This window comes from Stenotrophomonas sp. T8, assembly GCF_051853085.1.
Lineage (GTDB): Bacteria > Pseudomonadota > Gammaproteobacteria > Xanthomonadales > Xanthomonadaceae > Stenotrophomonas > Stenotrophomonas sepilia.
The window spans coordinates 678,554-694,437 of record NZ_CP195329.1; the positions used below are offsets into that span (position 1 = coordinate 678,554).

The 15,884-nt window shown below is 67.1% G+C and carries 16 protein-coding genes, 1 tRNA gene and 1 pseudogene; 10 read left to right on the top strand and 8 right to left on the bottom strand.

Features of this window, described 5'->3' with window-relative positions:
- Nucleotides 1-156: 156 nt before the first annotated feature.
- The 5 genes from mltG to ACSDHM_RS03195 all read left to right on the top strand — a co-directional run bounded on the left by mltG (nucleotide 157) and on the right by ACSDHM_RS03195 (nucleotide 3,430).
- A complete protein-coding gene (mltG, locus tag ACSDHM_RS03175) occupies nucleotides 157-1,218 on the top strand; it encodes an endolytic transglycosylase MltG (RefSeq protein WP_353761519.1) in 1,062 nt (353 codons plus the stop codon).
- Nucleotides 1,215-1,880, top strand: a complete 666-nt coding sequence (tmk, locus tag ACSDHM_RS03180; RefSeq protein ID WP_072168229.1) for a dTMP kinase — start codon at nucleotides 1,215-1,217, stop codon at nucleotides 1,878-1,880. Before mltG ends, tmk begins: the two co-directional genes overlap by 4 nt.
- A complete protein-coding gene (locus ACSDHM_RS03185) occupies nucleotides 1,877-2,833 on the top strand; it encodes a DNA polymerase III subunit delta' (protein WP_065177972.1) in 957 nt (318 codons plus the stop codon). Before tmk ends, ACSDHM_RS03185 begins: the two co-directional genes overlap by 4 nt.
- Entirely contained in the window at nucleotides 2,830-3,183 is a 354-nt protein-coding gene (locus ACSDHM_RS03190) for a PilZ domain-containing protein (RefSeq protein ID WP_005412452.1), read from the top strand. The genes ACSDHM_RS03185 and ACSDHM_RS03190 overlap by 4 nt, the downstream gene beginning before the upstream one ends.
- A 172-nt stretch (nucleotides 3,184-3,355) precedes the next feature.
- Nucleotides 3,356-3,430: transfer RNA gene (locus ACSDHM_RS03195), tRNA-Val, on the top strand.
- A gap of 85 nt (nucleotides 3,431-3,515) precedes the next feature.
- On the opposite strand, the gene ACSDHM_RS03200 is transcribed toward ACSDHM_RS03195, so the two are convergent.
- Nucleotides 3,516-4,079, bottom strand: a complete 564-nt coding sequence (locus ACSDHM_RS03200; RefSeq protein WP_005415515.1) for a hypothetical protein — start codon at nucleotides 4,077-4,079, stop codon at nucleotides 3,516-3,518.
- A gap of 52 nt (nucleotides 4,080-4,131) precedes the next feature.
- Entirely contained in the window at nucleotides 4,132-4,539 is a 408-nt protein-coding gene (locus ACSDHM_RS03205; RefSeq protein ID WP_072168227.1) for a hypothetical protein, read from the bottom strand.
- A 566-nt stretch (nucleotides 4,540-5,105) separates the two neighbouring features.
- Here ACSDHM_RS03205 and ACSDHM_RS03210 point away from each other — a divergent pair.
- On the top strand, nucleotides 5,106-5,486 hold the full coding sequence (locus ACSDHM_RS03210) for a tautomerase family protein (protein ID WP_439426648.1): 381 nt from the start codon (nucleotides 5,106-5,108) through the stop codon (nucleotides 5,484-5,486).
- 34 nt (nucleotides 5,487-5,520) lie between these two features.
- Here ACSDHM_RS03210 and ACSDHM_RS03215 read toward each other — a convergent pair whose 3' ends face one another.
- Both ACSDHM_RS03215 and ACSDHM_RS03220 read right to left on the bottom strand, forming a co-directional pair.
- Nucleotides 5,521-6,420 (bottom strand): XVIPCD domain-containing protein, encoded by a 900-nt coding sequence (locus tag ACSDHM_RS03215; RefSeq protein WP_439426649.1) that lies wholly within the window; start codon nucleotides 6,418-6,420, stop codon nucleotides 5,521-5,523.
- Between the two features lie 239 nt (nucleotides 6,421-6,659).
- Nucleotides 6,660-7,235, bottom strand: coding sequence for a hypothetical protein (locus ACSDHM_RS03220; RefSeq protein ID WP_021202618.1), 576 nt, complete (start codon nucleotides 7,233-7,235; stop codon nucleotides 6,660-6,662).
- Nucleotides 7,236-7,476: 241 nt separating this feature from the next.
- Here ACSDHM_RS03220 and ACSDHM_RS03225 point away from each other — a divergent pair, with 241 nt between their 5' ends.
- From ACSDHM_RS03225 to ACSDHM_RS03235, 3 genes are all read left to right on the top strand, one after another.
- A complete protein-coding gene (locus ACSDHM_RS03225; protein ID WP_353080139.1) occupies nucleotides 7,477-7,872 on the top strand; it encodes a DUF2946 family protein in 396 nt (131 codons plus the stop codon).
- 129 nt (nucleotides 7,873-8,001) lie between these two features.
- Nucleotides 8,002-10,140 (top strand): TonB-dependent receptor, encoded by a 2,139-nt coding sequence (locus tag ACSDHM_RS03230; protein ID WP_439426650.1) that lies wholly within the window; start codon nucleotides 8,002-8,004, stop codon nucleotides 10,138-10,140.
- A gap of 11 nt (nucleotides 10,141-10,151) precedes the next feature.
- Nucleotides 10,152-11,657 carry a PepSY domain-containing protein gene (locus tag ACSDHM_RS03235; RefSeq protein WP_439426651.1) on the top strand — a complete coding sequence of 502 codons (1,506 nt, stop codon included), beginning with the start codon at nucleotides 10,152-10,154 and terminating at the stop codon, nucleotides 11,655-11,657.
- A 9-nt stretch (nucleotides 11,658-11,666) separates the two neighbouring features.
- Here ACSDHM_RS03235 and ACSDHM_RS03240 read toward each other — a convergent pair whose 3' ends face one another.
- Together ACSDHM_RS03240 and ACSDHM_RS03245 are read right to left on the bottom strand one after the other, a co-directional pair.
- Nucleotides 11,667-12,800 carry an MFS transporter gene (locus tag ACSDHM_RS03240; protein ID WP_439426652.1) on the bottom strand — a complete coding sequence of 378 codons (1,134 nt, stop codon included), beginning with the start codon at nucleotides 12,798-12,800 and terminating at the stop codon, nucleotides 11,667-11,669.
- Nucleotides 12,801-12,811: 11 nt separating this feature from the next.
- Nucleotides 12,812-13,588, bottom strand: coding sequence for a DeoR/GlpR family DNA-binding transcription regulator (locus ACSDHM_RS03245; RefSeq protein WP_423172910.1), 777 nt, complete (start codon nucleotides 13,586-13,588; stop codon nucleotides 12,812-12,814).
- 156 nt (nucleotides 13,589-13,744) lie between these two features.
- Between ACSDHM_RS03245 and smqnr the strand changes: the two are divergent.
- Nucleotides 13,745-14,394: pseudogene (smqnr, locus tag ACSDHM_RS03250) on the top strand (SmQnr family pentapeptide repeat protein).
- Nucleotides 14,395-14,397: 3 nt separating this feature from the next.
- Here the strand turns inward: smqnr and ACSDHM_RS03255 are convergent.
- Nucleotides 14,398-15,072 carry a class I SAM-dependent methyltransferase gene (locus ACSDHM_RS03255; RefSeq protein WP_111202075.1) on the bottom strand — a complete coding sequence of 225 codons (675 nt, stop codon included), beginning with the start codon at nucleotides 15,070-15,072 and terminating at the stop codon, nucleotides 14,398-14,400.
- Between the two features lie 87 nt (nucleotides 15,073-15,159).
- A complete protein-coding gene (locus ACSDHM_RS03260) occupies nucleotides 15,160-15,858 on the bottom strand; it encodes a glutathione S-transferase family protein (RefSeq protein WP_072168217.1) in 699 nt (232 codons plus the stop codon).
- Between the last annotated feature and the right edge of the window lie 26 nt (nucleotides 15,859-15,884).

Here is a 15,884-nt window from a genome sequence, read left to right on the forward strand (position 1 = left end):
ATTCATCCACGCATGGCGTGGATCTACTGATCGCCGCGCCAGGCATGGATTGTGGTGGGTGCCGACCGTTGGTCGGCACGGCGACGCCACCCCGGTCATGACCCCAATCCACCGGCACGGTATCCTGCACGACGGAATCGAGTTCAGAGGTAGTCCATGGCGGGAGCCAAGCGCGGGTGTCTGTTCGTGGTAACGCTGGTGGTGGTGCTGGCCGCCGTCGTGGCCGGCGCGGGCGCGTGGTTCTTCTACCAGCAGGCCCGCTTCGCCGATGCCCCGATCACCCCGTCCGCCGAGAGCGTGGTCATCGCCAGCGGCGATGGCATGAACAGCGTGCTGCGCAAGCTGCGCGATGCCGGCGTGGACGAGGGCCAGGACGCCCAGTGGCAGCTGCTGGCGCGCCAGCTCGATGCCGCCGGCAAGCTGAAGGTGGGCGAGTATGCGCTCAGTGGCGAGCTGACCCCGCGCGAGCTGCTGCTGCGCATGCGCGCCGGCAAGGTGCTGCAGCACCGCGTCACGATTGTCGAGGGCTGGAACATCCGCCAGCTGCGTGCCGCACTCAAGCGCGCCGAACCGCTGCTGCACACCACCGACACGCTTGATGACGCCGCGCTGATGCAGCGCCTCGGCTTCGGTGGCCAGCATCCGGAAGGCCGCTTCCTGCCGGAGACCTACGTCTACCAGCGCGGCGACAGCGATCTGGACGTGCTCAAGCGCGCCCACGCCGCAATGGAAAAGGCGCTGGACGAGGCCTGGGAAAGCCGCGCGCCGGACCTGCCGATCAACACGCCCTACGAACTGCTGACGCTGGCCTCGATCATCGAAAAGGAAACCGCGCTGGCCAGCGAGCGCCCGCAGATTGCCGGGGTGTTCATGCGCCGCCTGAAGATCGGCATGCGCCTGCAGACCGACCCGACCGTGATCTACGGCCTCGGTGCTGCGTATGACGGCAACATCCGCCGTCGCGACCTGACCACCGACACCCCCTACAACACCTACACCCGTGCCGGCCTGACCCCGACCCCGATCGCCATGCCCAGCCGTGACGCGCTGATGGCGGCCGCACAGCCGGCGCCGGGCGACGCGCTGTACTTCGTCGCCGTGGGCGATGGCAGCGGCGCGCACGTGTTCTCGCCCAGCCTGGACCAGCACAACGCCGCCGTGGCGCGCTACCTGCAGCAGCTGCGCCAGCAACGTACCCAGGAGACCCCGGCGCAATGAGTCCCGCGCTGCTTCGCCACCCGCGTTTCGTCAGCCTGGAAGGCGGCGAGGGCGCGGGCAAGACCACCGCCATCAATGCCATCCGTGAGTGCCTGCGCGGCCACGGCCACGAGGTGGTGCTGACCCGTGAACCCGGCGGCACGCCACTGGCCGAGCGCATCCGCGGCCTGGTGCTGAAACCCGATGCCGAGATCGCCGCCGAACCGCTCAGCGCCGAAGCCGAGCTGCTGCTGGTATTCGCCGCGCGCGCGCAGCACGTGCGCCAGGTGATCCAGCCAGCACTGCAGCGCGGCGCCTATGTGCTGAGCGATCGTTTCACCGATTCCAGCTATGCCTACCAGGGCGGTGGCCGTGGCCTGGATCCGCAGTGGATTGCCGATCTGGAGCGTCGCGCGGTCGGCCTGTTGCCGGGGCTGACCCTGCTGCTGGACGTGGACGTGGCCATAGGCCGCGCGCGCGCCAACGGCCGTGACCTGTGGCCGGACCGCATCGAGAGCGAGCAGGACGATTTCTTCCAGCGCGTGCGCGAAGTGTTCCGCAGCCGCGCACAGCAGGACCCGCAGCGCTTTGCGTTGATCGACGCCGGCCAGGTGCAGGAACGCGTGGCCGCCGACGTGGTTGCGCGTGTCGAGCGCTGGCTGCAGGGCGGGGAGGGCGCATGAGTACCTTTTCACCGTGGCAGCAGCGCGCGTTCGAGCAGACGGTGGCCGCGCTCGACGCCGGTCGCCTCGGTCATGGCCTGCTGATCTGCGGTCCGGCCGGGCTGGGCAAGCACGAGGTGGCGCTGGCGCTGGCCGACCACGTGCTGGCGCAGGGCGATGCAGCCCACGCCACGCGCACGCGCCAGCTGATCGCAGCGGGTACACACCCGGACCTGCAGCTGGTCAGCTTCATTCCGAACAAGAGCGGCGACAAGCTGCGCACCGAGATCGTGATCGAGCAGGTGCGCGAGATCACCGACAAGCTGGCGCTGACCCCACAGTACGGCGTGGCGCAGGTGGTGATCGTCGACCCGGCCGATGCGATCAACCGCTCGGCGGCCAACGCACTGCTGAAGACGCTGGAAGAGCCGCAGCCCGGCCGCTACCTGTGGCTGATCAGCAGCGACCCGGCACGCTTGCCGCAGACCATCCGCAGCCGTTGCCAGCGCCTGGAGTTCAAGCTGCCGCCGCAGCACGAAGCGCTGGCCTGGCTGCAGCAGCAGGGCCATAGCGAGGCATCCGCGCGCGAAGCGCTGGACGCGGCGCGCGGCCACCCCGGCCAGGCCGACAACTGGCTGCGCGAAGACGGCCTGAGCCTGCGCCGCGAAGTCGGTCGAGATCTGGAACAGCTGGCGGCCGGCAAGACCGGCGCGGTGGAGCTGGCGCAGAAGTGGTGCGGTGACGACAACGCGGCGCTGCGCCTGCGCTTTGCCGCCGACCTGGCGCTGGCCCAGGCCAGCACCGATGCCTTGACCACGCCGGAGCGATTGCACAAGCTTGCAGCCTGGTTCGATGCGGCCAACCGCACCCGCGACCTGCTGCGCACCACGGTGCGTGCAGACCTTGCGGTGGTCGAGTTGCTGCTGGCCTGGAACAAGGTGAACGAGCGGCCTGCCGCAAGGGGAAATCGATGAGTGCCAGCAACGCCCGCCAGGGCATCCTGTCCCTGGCCGTGAAGGACAAAGCCGCGCTGTACAGCGCGTACATGCCGTTCGTGAAGAATGGCGGCATCTTCGTGCCCACGCCCAAGCGCTACTTCCTGGGCGACGAGGTGTTCCTGCTGCTGACCCTGCCCGATTCCAGCGAGCGCCTGCCGGTGGCCGGCAAGGTGATCTGGGTGACCCCGGCAGGCGCGCAGGGCAACCGCACCGCCGGCATCGGCGTGCAGCTGGCCGATGGTGCCGAAGGCGAGGGCGTGCGCCACAAGATCGAGACCCTGCTGGCCGGGCTTACCGGCTCGGACAAGCCGACCCATACGATGTGATTCCGGTAGCGCCGGGCCATGCTCGGCGGAACCACCGAAACACGCGTACCCCGCTGTTCTGTAGAGCCGAGCCATGCTCGGCTGCACATCCCGAGACACCCGTGAACACGAATGTGAAAAAGTGTTGACGGCCTCTGAAAAGCCCCTATAATGAGCGGCTCAGCAACACACCGGGCGGTTAGCTCAGCGGTAGAGCATTGCCTTCACACGGCAAGGGTCACAGGTTCGATCCCTGTACCGCCCACCATGTTGCAGAACGAAAGAAGCCTCCAGAAATGGGGGCTTTTTTGTTACCAGCGATCCAGCAGGATCAGCTGGAAGCACACGCCCTTTCAGCCGTGCCGCTCCAGCAGCTCGCGCGCGATCATCGCCGTGGCATCCAGCAGGTCATGGCCGCTACCCGCCTGCACCACCACCGCCAATAGGCTACGGCCCACCTCGGCATTGCCGCTGGTCAGTTCCATCTCGCCCTCAAAGCACAGATCGGCCAACCATTCATGGGCCTGCTGCAGCCCGCGCTTGCGGACGCGGCGGAACTCCGCGAGCAGCTTCGCCTGGCCGGCCTCCTGCTCACCGTCGGCCAGCAGGCCGATGGCACCGCCGTGCGCCGCGCGCCAGAGGGCCGGTAGCGGGCGACCGTTCGCGTCCACCACGTCCGGCGAGAACTGCGCGCAGTACATTTCGTAGCGCTTGCCCGCTGTGCTGCGGGGCACGATGCCGGCTTCGGCCAGCAGGCGTTCGGCTTCATCCAGTGTGCTGAACTTCAAGCGCAGCAGTGCAGGGCGGCTCAGCTGTTGTGCCAGCGCGTGCTGGTTGGCGGCGAACCAGACGTTCCAGCCCACGGTTGCGCGGCCTTCCAGTGCGGCCTTGAAGTATTCCAGGTGTTCGGCGTCCATTGCGGTCTCCTGCGCTCACTGCGCGATTGTAGCGGGAGCGTATCCGGGCCGGTCAGGCGTCGCCGCCGGAGAGGCAATGATGTGCCTCGCGCACCAGTTGTCGGGCGGCCACGATCAGTCCGTCGATATGGAAGGCGCCCAACTGTTCGTCCGGGCCACCTTCGTTGCGCGCATGGTCGGCGGCCTGCAGCAGGTCGAGCAATGCGCCGAGCCCAGATAGCGAGCGGCGCAACGAAGCGTGATTGCTGGCGCCGAGGGTGAGGCTGATGCACGGCTGTCCGTCATCACCGTCGGCCTGGTTGATCGCATTGAGTCGGGCGAAGAACGTGGCCGACTGCGTCGGCAGGTTCTGTTCGTTCAGGGCGCACTCGATCTCGCGTGCGAGGTCCCCGGGCACGTCGGCTGCGACGTCGCCGATAAGCGCGTGCAGGCGGGGATGGACGGCGGTGCGGTTGGTCATGGCGAAACCCTCAGTGGCGTAAGGCCACCTTCCGGAGTGAAGGTGGCGGACGGTGCGGGTTGGCGTACCAAGGCAAACGAACTCCCATCGAGAAGAAGGCCTGGCGGATCTGTCGATCCCCACGCACCGGCCGCCATTGAAGGCAATCGGTGCATTCTCTCTGCTGCGACGTAAACCGCAGCGATGGGTGTTCATTCGTTTATTCGAGACGCCAATCCCGGCCAAGGCGTCTTGCCTCGGCGCGGGGATCTTCAAGCCGGGCAATCACATCGGTCTGTAAGGAAAATTCTCAACTGTCCCTAGGCAGGCCAGACGTTCTCCGATGTGTGTCGTTCGACACGCGCGAGTAGTGCGGCCCATCACTGATGGCGCGCATCGCCGCCCCTACCGACCGTGCACAAGACGACTCCAGAGCGGCGCCGCCATGGCAATCGCGTCACCCCGCGCGGCGGAGGCGGGAACATGCCACGCATGGAGCCAGAGGGTTCCATCCCTGCGCTGTCCCGCGGCCCCGGGCAGGCGTAGTCTCAGCCTGTCGTCGTACCCATCCACTCTGGAGTGCCACCATGCCGCTTGCCCGCATCGATCTCCGCAAAGGTAAATCCGCCGACTACCTGCAACGCGTCGGCGAAACCATCTACCAGGCCATGCGCGCGGTGGGCGTTCCGGAAAACGACCGCTTCCAGATCTTCCAGGAACACGCGTCCGGCACGCTGATCTACGACCCCGGCTACTTGGGCGTGGATCGCACCGACGACTTCATCTGCATCCAGATCACCTGGAACGAAGGGCGCACGCTCGAGCAGAAAAAGGCGTTGTACGCCGGCATCGCCGATGGACTGCATGCGGCGGTGGGCATCCGCCGCGAGGATGTGTTCATCAATCTGGTGGAAGTGAAGAAGGAGAACTGGTCGTTCGGGAACGGTCAGGCGCAGTACGTGAGTTGATGCAGGAACGGTATCAGCGCCTGATGCGGCTGGGTCAGGCCATGCGCGGCGACGCCTGCTGTTGTGCCTGTTGCTCGTCCTGCGCCAGCCGGCTTGCGTCGCGGGATTGCTGCTGCACATTGGCCTGCTGATACAGCGTATCCGCGTCGCCCTGCTGCGTATCGAGCAGGGACAGGCGCTGGCGATTGGCGGCAGGGTCCGGCGAGGCGGTGTCGCCGCTGCGATGCAGGAATACGTAGCCGGGTGCCTCGGCGGTGCTGTTTGAACTGAATGCCACCTGCAGCGTGTCCTTTTCGCTGAAGCCGGCCTGCACCGCCGCGTGGGTCAGATGGCCGGCCAGTCGTTCGTGCTCCTGGCCGGGGGGCAGTCCCTGCTGTTCGCTGGCCTGGGCGAGTGCGGTACGCACTTTCTGGTCCAAGGCATGAAGGCTGTGCCCCGGTGCGCGCGCGTCCGCAGCCAGACGCTCGCCCAAGGGGCCATCAATGCCATCGGTTTCGCTGAGCAGACGCTGCTTCAAGCTGCGCTCGGGCAGGGGATGAGTGGTGGTGCGGTTGAGTTCGCTGTTGGGGAAAGGGGGCTCAATGCTGTCCACGCCATGCATGTTGCGCAGCGGACGATAGCCGTCCTTGCCCTGTGACTGGACGCCCAGCGGAATGCGGACATCGGGCAGCAACTGGCCGACGGGGCCGCCGATGCTGTTCACGTCCAGGCTGTGCTTGCGCTGGATGCCGGCATGATTCAATGCGCCCCAGGTGAAGTCCACGCAGTTGTGGCGCACGTCGGCATAGTGCTTGCTGAAGCCGTGCGCCACTGGATCGTCGCCGAACGCCTTGAGCTTGTTGTACTGGGCTTCGGTGATTTCCAGAGAGCGCGTGTAATGCGGGTTCTTGTAGGTCTTTGCATCGCTGTCCACGATGTCGCCAGGTCCGTTCATGCTGCCGTGCTTGATCGGTGCAAAGCCGTAGCTCGCTGGATCTTTCCCCGGTGCTCGCAGGACGTAGAACATGTGACCGGGCCCGGATGTCTGCGGGGAACCATCCGGATTGCTCAGCGGCTGCTGCGTTACGGGGTCGAGAAGCGGTGTACCCGGTGCCGCAATGACGATATCGACGATGTAGCGTGGCTTGTCCATGTGCGTGGTGTTCCTCCTGGAAGGTGTACGAAGGCGCTGTGCTACTTGGCGAGCGGACGCGATTCGTGAATCAGCATCCTGGCGCTTGCGCCACGAAGTGGTGCGATGTCTTCAACCGTGCTGACCTGGACCCGATACCGGCCATGCGCCTGCAACGGCAGCAACGCGACATGCAATCGGTATGCGCCATCGCTGCCCCGTTGGATCTGGGCGTAGTTCAGACCCTTACCGCGGTGCCAGTCTGGCAGTGGCTGGCCAGATTGCGACTGTGCGATCTGATAAGCGTCGGGGCTTGCCAGCGGCTGCCAAGTGCCGCCGGACCATTGCTGAAGTCCAACGCGTAAAGGAATGTGCAGGTCGCGCGGAGAAGCAGCATCTGGCGATGGGGAGACGTGCTGCAGATCCAGTTCCACCGCATAAGTGCGGTAGCTGGCAAAATTGCGCGCCGTGGTTTCGAACTCGAACTGCACCTGCTGGCCGGGCGCGTCCACGGCGATGGGCTGTGAGAGTTCCAGCGGCTCTGGCGGTGGGGGCGGCCCCTTGTCGGCGCAGGCAGCAAGCAGCGCGGTCAGGCCGAGCAGGCTGATGCGCTGCCGGTGCGTGATGCGGGTGGTCATGCAGATTCCTCTGGCTCCTTGCCGTGGCCAATTGAACCCTAACGTTGGCGAGGCAGAGCCCGCAAGCGCAGGGACCGCGGTGTGGTGCATTCACATGTCGCCGCGCGAGGCGAGCTCCTGCGTCACCGTGTCGCAGGGGGCAAACCCTGAACGGGGTCCAAGGTTGGGCACAGGCCCGTAGAATGGCCGGGTGCGTCATTCTGTCCTCCACCGCCGGTTCCAGGCCCTGGCTTGGCTTGCCATGCTGCTGGTGCTGCTCGCCCCGCTGGTGAGCCGCTGGCTGGCGCAGGGTCACGTGGCTGCCGCTGCGCCGGTGGCCGCCATGGACCACGCAATGCACGCAGAGCATGCGCAGCACGCGATGGAAGGGCACCACGACCATCACGCGATGGCGATGCCGCACGGCGAGACCGCAAAGAAGCCGCCCGCCGATCCGCATGCCGATCACGAGATGGGTGTGGACTGCGATTACTGCCTGATCGCTGCACGGCTGATCACCCTGCTGGTGGCGGCCGTGCTGCTGTTGGCGCCGATGGTACCGGTGTGCCGCGCACTGTGCGGTGCGGTGCAGACGTTGCCGCAACGGATCAGCGGCACATTGGGCGCGCGTGGGCCGCCGGCACTGATGGCTGCCTGAGCCGCACGCGCGCTGCATTGAACGTTCTTCCATGAGGTTGCCGGCCACGGCCGGTGCCCGCACGCGCGTGTCTGTCCCTTTCTGATTGCTGCCCTGCCATTGCGGGGTGGCCTTGCATGCCGTGAAAAAATGAAAACGAACCCCAACCCCGCGTGCCTGCGCCGGGCGACGCTGCCTGTCCTGTGCGCGCTGCTGCTGCATGCTGCGCCCCTGCTTGCCGCCGACGCGGCACCCCCGACCACGCTGGATACCGTGCGGGTGGTTGACACCCGCAGCGGCGAGCTGTCCTCCATTGCCAGCGCAGGCTCTGCATTGGGCCTGAGCGTGCTGCAGACACCGGCCAGCCTGACGGTAATTTCGCGCGAACAGCTGGATCAGCGCGGCGACAGCAACCTCAACGATGCGATCAGCCGGGCGGGTGCGATCAGTGCCATGCCGCACCCGGGCAACGGTCTGAGTGCGCTGTCCAGCCGCGGCTTCACCGATGGCGCCTCGGTGATGCGGCTGTACGACGGGCTGCGCCAGTACGGCGGCGTGGGCATCACCTTCCCGTTCGATACCTGGTCGATCGAGCGCATCGAAGTACTGCGCGGGCCGGCCTCGGTCATCCACGGCGACGGTGCGATCGGCGGGGTGATCAACATCGTGCCGAAGAAGCCCTCGCGCGGCGCCATCGAAAACGAGATCAGCGTGACCGTGGGTAGCGAGGACACCGCGCGCCTGGGTTTCGGCAGTGGCGGCGCGCTGACGCCCGAGCTGGCCTACCGGCTGGATGTGAGCGGCAACTACAGCGGTGGCTGGGTCGATCGGGGACGCAACGGCGATGCCACCTTCTCCGGCGCGCTGCTGTGGCAGCCGCGCACCGACCTGCAGCTGACCTTGACCCACGCGCAGGGCCATCAGAAGCCGATGCGCTACTTCGGCACGCCGCTGGTGGAGGGACGCCAGTTGGACGCGCTGCGCCATCGCAACTACAACGTGGACGACAGCGAGATCCGTTATCGCGACCGCTGGACCCAGCTTGATGCGCTGTGGACACCGAACGCGAACGTGGAATGGCGCACGCGCCTCTACCAGATCGACAGCCAGCGCGATTGGCGCAACGCCGAGGCCTATGTCTACAACCCGCGCACCGGCCTGATCGATCGCTCGGGCAACACCCAGATCACCCACAACCAGGACCAGACCGGGCTGACCTCGACGCTGCGCGTGCAGGGCAATGTGGGCGGTAGGGCGAACAGCTTCGCGGTGGGCCTGGACGCCAACCGCGCGCACTTCAAGCACACCAACAACACCTATACGGGCAGCTCCGGCCCGGTCGATCCGGTCCATCCGGTGCCGGGCCAGTTCGCCAGCGACGCGCCGAACCTGCCGCGCTACCGCAACGCCGCCGAGCAGTACGCGCTGTTCGTGGAAGACCGGTTGGCGCTGAGCGAGCGCTGGTCGGTGCTGGCTGGCCTGCGCCACGATCGCGCGCGCATCGATCGCACCGATCTGATCAGTGGCCAGAACGCGTTCTCGAAAATCTACAGCAGCACCGGCTGGCGCGCCGGCACGGTATTTGCGCTGCAGCCGACGCTGAGCCTGTATGCGCAGTACTCGCAGGCGGCAGATCCGGTCAGTGGACTGCTGATGATCAGCCCCGCGAATGGAGCGTTCGATCTAGCCAAGGGGCGGCAGATCGAGGTGGGCCTGAAGCAGGCGTTCGACGGTGGCGAGTGGACGCTGGCGGCGTACCGCATCCGCAAGACCGGGCTGCTCAGCCGCGATCCGCTGGTGCCTGATCGCCGCGTGCAGGTGGGCGCGCAGACCTCGCGCGGCATCGAGGCATCGTTGAACTGGGCGTTCGCGCCGCGGTGGTCGCTCGATGCCAATGCGACGGTGCTGAAGGCCGAGTTCGAGGACTTCCTGGAAACCACGGGTTCGCCGCCGATGCTGGTCTCGCGTGATGGCAACGTGCCGCCGAACGTAGCCGAGCGCCTGGCCAGTGCGTGGCTCAGCTGGCAATTCGCACCGGACTGGAGTGCGGCGGGTGGCGTTCGCTACGTCGGCAAGCGCTACGCTGACAACGCCAATACACTGGAGCTGCCCGGCTACAGCACCACCGATCTGGCACTGACCTGGCAGGCGGCACCGCGCACGCGGCTGTCCGCGCGGTTGTTCAACGTGTTCGACAAGGCGTACTACGCCACCGCGTACTACACCAGCACCCAGTGGCTGCTGGGGGCGGACCGGCGCGTCGAATTCACCGTCGACCATCGCTTCTGAGGGCGCTGGCGATGTCGCTGCGATCCACCGCCAAGCGCTGGACCTACCTGGTGCATCGTTGGCTGGGCGTCGGCGGATGCCTGCTGATGCTGCTGTGGTTCGTCAGCGGCATGGTGATGCTGTTCATTGGTTACCCGAAGCTGACGCCCGGCGAGCGGCTGGCGGCATTGCCAGTGCTGGGTGAGGCCCGCGACCTGCAGGGGCTGTCTGTACTGCCGGCTGCTCTGCAGGCCGAGCCGGAGGCCGTGGCGCTGACCACGCTGCGTGGCGAGCCCGCCTATGTGGTGCGTAGTGGCAGCCACATGGGGGCCTGGTCTGCATACACCGGGCAGGCGCTGCCGCCGGTGTCGGCACAGCGCGCCGAAGCATCCGCTGCACAGTTCGCCGTAGGCCCGGCCTTCGTGGGAGCGATGCGCGTGGAGGAGGACCGCTGGACGCATTCGCGCGCATTGGATGTGCATCGACCGCTGTATCGCGTCGAGGTGGGCGGCGCGCAGCCGGGCGACCTGTATGTGTCCTCGCGTACCGGTGAAGTGGTGCTGGACGCCCCGCATGTGCAGCAGCGCTGGAACTATGTGGGCGCCTGGCTGCACTGGCTGTACTTCCTGCGCATGCAGTCGGTCGACCCGGTGTGGACGTGGGTGGTGATCGTGCTGTCCGCAATGTGCACGCTGGCGGCGATCAGCGGCATCGTGGTGGGAGTGTGGCGCTGGCGTTTCCGTGGGCACTATCGTTCCGGTGCGAAGACGCCGTACGTGGAGTCGTGGATGCGCTGGCACCATCTGATCGGATTGTGTGCTGCGGCCTTCGTGTTCACCTGGATCTTCAGCGGCCTGATGTCGATGAATCCATTGGGCGTCTTCAGCAGCACGCGGGAGGCGATCGATGTTGAGCACTACCGTGGCGGCGCGGTGGCGGTGGACGGTGCGCTGGGTGATCCTGACACGCTTCTGGCAGTGGCCGAAGCCGCGCGCTTTCAGCCGGTGGAGATTCAGTGGCGACGGATCAGTGGTGAACTGTTTGCGGTGCTGCTGGACGGGCAGGGTCATACTCGCATCGTGTCCGGCAGCAATGGGCATCTGCAGGTTACGCGGTTGCTGCCGGCAGCTTGGCTGCAGCAGAAGGTGCGTGCGTTGTCCGATGCACCGATGCAGGGCTTCGTGGTGCAGCATGCAGCGGATGCGTACTTCTATCCGCGTGCGCCCGAGGCCATGAATGGTGCAGCGGTACGCCGCTTCCCGGTGGCCGTGGTGGACTTTGGTGATGCCGAGGCGACGTGCGTCTATCTCGACCTGGCTACGGGCGATCCGTTGCTGACGATGGGTCATCGCGAGCGGGTGGTGCGCTGGTTGTTCTACTTCCTGCACAGCTGGGATCTGCCTGCGATGCTGCGCCAGGAAGGTGTCCGGTTGGCGGTGTTGCTGCTGCTGAGCGCTGCTGGCACCGCGCTGTGCGCCACGGCGACGGTGATCGGCTACCGGCGCGTGCGGATGAAGCTGCGCCGTAGGCGGCGTTGATGCGCCGCGCTACACCTGCAGCCAACGCGTGGACACGGCCACCAGCAACAAGGCCGTGGCCACGCCGATGAACGCGGCGATCAGGCCGAAATGATCTGCGGCGAAGCCGATCAGCGCCGGCCCGGCAAGGATGCCGGCAAAGCCGAGCGTGGACACGGCAGTGATCGCCAGTGCGCCGGGCATGCGGGTCTGGTGGCCGGCCAGCGAGAACAGTGCGGGGGCGATGTTGGCGCAACCGAGGCCGACCAGCACATAGCCCGCCAGCGACGCCTGCCACGGCGTGACCAGGGTCAGCACCAGTACGCCCGCGGCGGCGAGCAACGCGCCGAACACGATCGCGCGCTGGCGGCCCACGCGTGCCACCAGTGCATCGCCGAACAGGCGCGCGACGGTCATCGTCAGGGTGAAGGTCACATAGCCGATGCCGGCGAGGCTGGCATCGACGCGGCGCACGTCGCTGAGAAACACCGCGCTCCAGTCGAGCATCGCACCTTCGCCGAGGAGGGCGACGAACGCCAGCACGCCGATGAACAGCACGATGCCGTGCGGCAGGACCAGCATGGGCATGTCATGCGGCATGCGTTCGCTGTGCCAGTACGCCGCTGACAGCAGCATCACCAGCAGCATGGCACCAACGCCGACCAGCACGGATACCAAGGGAGGCAGATGGGCAGACAGCAGCACGGTCATGGTGGCCGCGCCGAGGAAGCCGCCGATGCTGAAGAAGGCATGGAAGCCGGACATCATCACGCGCCGTGCTTCGCGCTCGACGATGACGGCCTGTACGTTCATCGTGCAGTCCATCGCGCCCACGGCGGCGCCGAACACGAACAGCACCAGCCCCAGTTTCCAGGCCGAGCCGGCCAGGGCCAGGCCGGGCACGGTCAGGCAGATCAGCAGGCTGCTGGCCACCATCACCCGCCGGCAACCGAGGCGCGCGGCGAGCACGCCGGACAACGGCATCGCCAGCAGCGAACCAGCACCCAGGCACAGCAGCGCCAGCCCCAGCGTGGCGTCGTTGATCCCGGTGCGTGCCTTGGCGAACGGCACCAGGGTGGCCCACAGCGCGGTGGCGAAGCCGGGAATGAAGAACGCAGCGCGGGTCGCGTGCTGTTCGGCACGCGCGCGGTTGGCAACGGACATGAGCGGTACGGTCAGGGCGGAGTGGGGTGTACCGCGATGCCGGCGGCGCGGAAGCGTGCCGCCAATGCGGGCGGTGCGGTGGTGGTCAGCACCAGGTCGTCGATCTCGTCGAGGCTGGCGATCTGCCAGTGGCCGCGGGCACCGAGCTTTTCAGTAGTGGCGGCGACGATGACGCGGCTGCTGCACGCGACCATCGCGCGCTTCAGCGTGGCCTCTTCTGCATCCATTGCCCATACACCAGTATCGCCGTCCACCGCGCAGGGGCCGGGCAGGTACACGTCGGCGCGCAGGCGCTGCACCTGGCCCAGTGCTTCTGCGCCGACCGCACCGCCGCCGCTGGCCAAGCGGCCGCCGATCAGCTGCACCAGGGTGCCTTCAAGCGTGCTGGCGGCGGTGGCGATCTGCGGGGCATTGGTGATCACCGTCAGCCCGAGAGCGGGCGGCAGCTGCTGGGCGATCGCCAGGTTGGTTGAACCGGCATCGAGCAGTACAACCTGATTGGGTTGCAGCAACGCGCACACGCGTGCGGCCAGCTCGGCCTTGTCGCCGCGGTCGCGGGTCAGGCGCTCGCGCAGCGGGCGTTCCTTGGGCGGCGGCAGCACGGCGCCGCCGTAGACACGCTGGCACAGGCCCTGTGCGGCCAGCTCGCGCAGGTCGCGGCGGATCGAATCTTCGGAGACGGCATAGCGGCGCGCCAGTTCGGCAGCGACCACGCGCCCCTGCTGGCGCAGTTCCTCCAGGATCTGCCGGGTGCGCTGGGCGGGGAGGGGGCTGGGGTCTGAGCTCATGCCATAAGTCTGCACGTTCGTGCAGTAACGTGCAACACCGTGCATCGGGTATTGGGGGGCACGGGGCGGCTGGACTGCTGGTGAATCCGCCCGCGCCCACGTCTATGGATCGCCCTCGCGGCCCGGCATGATGGCGGGACTCCTGGCATGGAATCCCTGATGTCCCACACCGTTCACCGCAAGCTGCGCATCGGCGCGGACCAGTACACCGGCCAGAAAGTGGTCGATCAGCAGTTCCACGAGTGCGATTTTTCCGGCGTGGACCTGACCGGCACCGAGTTCATCAACTGCAGTTTCTACGATGCCGACAGCCGTACCGGCTGCCGCTTCAATGGCGCCACGCTGAAGGAAGCCAGCTTCCGCAGCTGCGACATCAGCATGTGCCACTTCAATTTCGTCAAGGCATTGGGCCTGGAAATCAGCGAGTGCCGCGCGCAGGGCGCGGATTTCAGCAGCGCCAGCTTCATGAACCAGATCACCCCGCGCAGCGGGTTCTGCAGCGCCTTCATCAAGAAGTCGAACCTGCGCTACGCCAATTTTTCGCGGGTGACGCTGGAGAAATGCGAACTGTGGGAAAACCGCTGGGATGGTGCGAACGTCAGCGGCGCCAGCTTCGCCGGCTCGGACCTGTCCGGCGGCCAGTTCGAGGGCATCGACTGGAACAGCGCCAACTTCACCGGCTGTGACCTGACCACTCGGAGCTGGGTGAGCTGGACCTGCGCAGCACCAACCTGCGTGGCGCCACGCTGGATCTGCAGCAGGTGGCGCTGTTGATGCAGCGCATCGGCATCACCGTGGTGCCGTAGGCTTCACCCGGCGTACGCCACCCAGCCCCTGAAGCTGAAGCCTGCATAGAACAGCTCCACGCCGTCGAAGCCGGCCTCCTGCAGCAGCGCCACTTCCTGTTCGGGCGCCAGCAGTGGCAGTCGCTCGGCAATGGCGTCGATCGCGCGCTGTGCATCGGCGTGGGCAACACCCGAGGCTTCGGCGAACGCGGCGTAGCGCTGCAACCAGCGCAGCTTGCCGTCCGGATCCTGCGGCACGCTGTGGTGGGCCACCACCAGCGGCGCGCCGGGCTGCAGGCGCCTGTGCAGCTCGCGCAGCGTGTGCAGGCGCTGCGCGGCATCGAGGAAGTGCAGGGTCAGCAGGCAGCTGGCACCATCGAAGCGCACGTCCGGGGCATCGTCGATGTAGCCTTCCAGCAGCTCAACGCGTGCGTTCAACGGGCCCAGTGTCTGCTCGGCCAGCGCGAGCATCGGCGCGGCCGGATCCACGCCCAGCAGCTGCCAGCCCGGTTGCGCCTCGGCAAAGGCCTTCAGCTCCAGCCCACCCCCGGCACCGAGTACCAGCACGCGGCCCTGCGCGGGAACGCGTTCGGCCAGCAGCAGGCGGCTCATCTGCTGCAGGGCGAGGAAACCGGGCACCTGGCGCAGCGGTGCTTCGGCATAGCGGGCCACCGCCTGCGGATCGGAGAACGTGGACATGCGCGGATTCCTGCAGCAGGGGACATACCACTGTAGCGCGGCGCGCAAGAGGCATTGCGCGCCGCTGCCGCACAGGCAGGGCAGGACTCAGGCCGCCGCGGCCTCAAGCACGTCTTCCAGCCGCACCTCGCCGAGGAAGCCACCGCTGCTGGTAGCCGGCCGCTGTGCTTCGACGGCGTGGGCGAACTGCACGCCGGCGTCGTCCTGCAGGCGCTCGAACAGCTGCTGCACCCTGGGGAACTCGCGGCGGTCGACCACCTGGTGGTAATCGTTCCAGCGGGCGATGCCGGCGAAGTAGGCGTCGGCGAAGCTGCGCTGCTCGCCCAGCAGCCACGGGCCTGTGCTGAGCATCTGCTCCAGCGCCTGGTGGGCTTGGCGCACCTTGGTGGTGCCATAGGCACGCAGCGCCTTGCCGTCATCGCCCTCGGCGTGTTCCAGCGCGTGCCAGAGCGGGGCGTAGGCACCGAAGAAGCTGGTGTTGAGATAGGCCAGCCGGTGGTTGAGGCGGTCGAAGCCGGAGGTGCCCTGTGCGAAGCCCAGCCCCTGCGCGACGCCCTGGGCGGCCAGGTGGTTGAGGATGGCCAGGCTCTCGCTGAGCAGTTCGCCCTGCGCGGTGCGCAGAGTGGGGGTTTCGCCCAGTGGATTGAGGCGGCGATAGTCTTCGCCCTGCACCTGGCCGGGCATGTCGATACGGCACAGGTGATACGGCTGGCGCAACCATTCCAGCGCGACGATGGAGCCGAACGAGCAGCCCGAGGGCACGCCGTAGAAGAGGATCGGGGTCATGGCAGGTTTCCGGTTCAAGCCGCGAT